Consider the following 2,739-nt stretch of genomic DNA (forward strand, 5'->3'; position numbering starts at 1 on the left):
GCCGGCATTTTATCACTGTTCACGGTCAGAATATTACTGACCAGGCGCTCACCTTCTGCCAACCCGCCTATATAGCCCGGGCCGCCACCGTAGGCGCTGCCTTCCGGATCCTGGATCGCGGCTTCCAGGTTATTACGATAGGCTTTGACTTCCGGTTGCGAGGCGATAAATACATTGGCATTTGCGGTGCCTTCGTTCACCGCATCGGTGATCACCAGTATATCCTCTCCGCTATCAACGGCCGCGACCACGGCATCGGCTGTGTCATCCGACAGGTAATACCCGGTTTCATTCAATACCGCATCCAGCTTTTGCTCACGATCCAATCCACTTAGGTCCACAACGGTATCCCGCACCGTTACGCCCTTCTCTTTCAAGGCAGCTGCTTCGATACGCGCACCAGTGTGACGGCTCATCTGGCCGCCCAGGCCACGTCCGGAGAGCAACGCCTCTATCCGTTCAGGGTTATAGACTTTCGTCGCCGTTGCGCCACCACCACTGTGTACGCGGGCCAGGCTGGCGGCCAGTACCGCTGCGCCGGTACTGGCTAAAGCAGCGGAAGCCTTTGCGCTGTTGCTGTTTTCTGCTGTGCCACCATGCTTGTAGGTTTTTTCCAGCGCTTTCAGTGCTGACTCGTCAATTTCTTTTGCCTTGTTCTGATCAAAGGCAACGGGTTGTTGTTTGAAGCGGGCATCCGCCCCCAGTGGATTAACAGCCGACCCCGGCGCTCCCGGGTCCACCGATTTAGGTGACTGTGGGCCCATCGGCGATGCCCCTTTGGCAGCACCCGCGCCACCGCCGCTGTTGATGCGCACCTGCGATCCGGTAATGGAAACGCCACCGGGGTCAAGCGCGATGGTGCCTCCACCGGCTTTCAAGGTAATCGACATTCCGGCATCCAGAATCACGCTGCGACCGGCTTTCACGCTGTGGTCCACGCCTGTCTTCTGCAACCAGTTCTGAGCGGCTTTCTGGTTGATATTGCCCGCCACGGTTTGCGACAGTGTTGCCCCCACTTTCAGGTTAAGGTTCGCACCAACGTCGGTGTTGTAATCCTGACCGATGCGCTCCAGCGCAGCCGCCGCCACCATGCGGTGACGATCATGATCGATGCTTTCCAGGCGATCGTTTTTGATATAGAGATCAACGTCTTTCTGGCCGTGAATAAACAGCTGCTCATTGCCTTTTTTGTCTTCCATGCGCAGTTCGTTGTACCCCCCCGCGCCGGACGTGCTTTGGGATTTGAATGTGGTGCGGGTTTTGTTGGCAGGTAAGGCATAGGGTGATGGATGGGCACCGTTATACAGAGCACCCGTTACCAGCGGCCGGTCGGGATCACCATTCAGAAAACTGACAATGACCTCCTGACCAATGCGGGGCAACGCCATGGCACCCCATTGATTACCAGCCCAGGCCTGACTCACCCGCAACCAGCAACTGCTGTTTTCATCCCGCCGGCCCTCACGATCCCAGTGAAACTGAACCTTCACTCGACCAAAGCGATCGGTGTAGATCTCCTCCCCTTTGGGCCCGGTCACAAACGCGGTCTGCACTCCGGGTATGCGTGGCCGTGGCAGCTGGGCGGGCGGCTTGTATTTCACGTTGGCGGGGATGGCCTGCAACTGCACCGCAAAGTGGCTGCCTTCTTCAGCAGCGCCCTCTTCCAGAACCTGGGGCTGCCTGCCCTCCACCTGCACGCCGGTGACCAGGTACTCCTGATTAAAAGCCTGGTTACCATGCTCCTGCAAACTGAAACGGCAGGCCTCCGTCAAGCGCATGCAGTCAGAATGCGCCTGCACCGTGGCTACCCGGGACTGCTGGCCCAACAGTTGCGCCTGAACATAGCCACGCCCACGGGTGTTGTCCTGAAAATGGCCGGGGTAGTGATAATGCTGCAGTGCGGCATGCTGATCGACGCTGTCATTCACTGCAAGCTCCATTGCCGGCTTTTCAAAATGGTAATCCCGCAGCGCCACGGCACCACTTTGTAACTGCCGGCCGGCATAAAATTCGTAGACCGACTCTTCCCCGCTGACCCGGCCACTGCGGGGACGGTAGCGCAGGCCCGGAACACCGGCCATCAGCCCCATGGCATCATTGCCATCGGCAATCACCAATGTGTGTCCATCCAGCCGTTGTTCAAAGAAATAGAACCAGCCTTCTTCCGCCAGCAGGCGATTGACAAAATCCAGATCCGATTCCCGGTACTGAACACAGTATTCCCGAACGGCGGCTGCGGCCCCCAGCTGCCATCGCACATCGTTGCCCTGGAGGCCGGCATCCTGCAATACCCGGGAGACGATTTCCCGGGCGGACTGCCCCTGAAAAATACGCAACCCACTGCGCAGCCCCAGCAGCCACAGCTTGGGCCGCAGGGTGACCTGATAACGGGTGAAGCGCTGGCCCACACCACCCTGCGCCAGGCTCACCATTTCACCGTGAATATGACGGGGATGCTGCTCATCAAACAGCGTGAGCACCCCCGCTTTACCCAATAGTTCCTGCAGGGGCAGATCACGGCGCTCACAGGCTATGTCCACCGTACATTCATAGGCACTGGAAAGAGCGCCGTGATAGCGAAAGGAGACTAACCGAAGCGTCTCATTCAGCGCTGGAATCTGAAAGGCAAAACGACTGTGATTGGCGGCGAAAGACATGGCGCTCCCTGACTGTCATGCAATTAGAGCCTTCTACATAGACAGGGGGAGCACAGGATTTCAGGGGATTTTCAGCAGGCTC

Annotated in this window: 1 protein-coding gene; it reads right to left on the reverse strand. The window is 58.1% G+C overall.

From position 1 onward, the window contains the following. Positions 1 to 2,657 (reverse strand): type VI secretion system Vgr family protein (locus D9N13_RS05945; protein WP_290587193.1); only part of this gene is annotated, 2,657 nt, incomplete at its 3' end. Between the last annotated feature and the right edge of the window lie 82 nt (positions 2,658 to 2,739).

Origin of the sequence: Ketobacter sp. GenoA1 (assembly GCF_003671475.1) — a bacterium.
GTDB lineage: Bacteria > Pseudomonadota > Gammaproteobacteria > Pseudomonadales > Ketobacteraceae > Ketobacter.